Here is a 272-nt window from a genome sequence, read left to right as displayed (position 1 = left end):
GACCGGGTGCTGGCGCATTTCACCGACAAGATCGCCATGCAGGCCAAGGCGCAGGAGCGCTATGCCTCGATCCGCGACAAACCGGCCGAAACCCTTTGCGGCAGCGTGATTTCCCTGACCATGAACGCGGGGCTGATGGCGGATCTGCCGTCGCTGCCGAGCTCGGGGGCCGAAGGTGTCGGGCTTTTCCGGACCGAGTTGCAATTCCTGACCCGCTCCAAGGTTTCTCGCGGCTCGGCGCCGGCCGAGATCTACGCCCGGGTGCTGGATGC

At 65.8% G+C, this 272-nt stretch carries 1 protein-coding gene; it reads left to right on the top strand.

The features are described 5' to 3' along the window. A partial coding sequence (locus tag E0702_RS17445) for a putative PEP-binding protein (RefSeq protein WP_306766938.1) occupies positions 1-272 on the top strand: 272 nt, incomplete at both ends.

The organism is Halomonas marinisediminis, from assembly GCF_004347715.1.
GTDB lineage: Bacteria > Pseudomonadota > Gammaproteobacteria > Pseudomonadales > Halomonadaceae > Halomonas > Halomonas icarae.
This window is presented reverse-complemented; position numbering and strand designations above follow the sequence as displayed.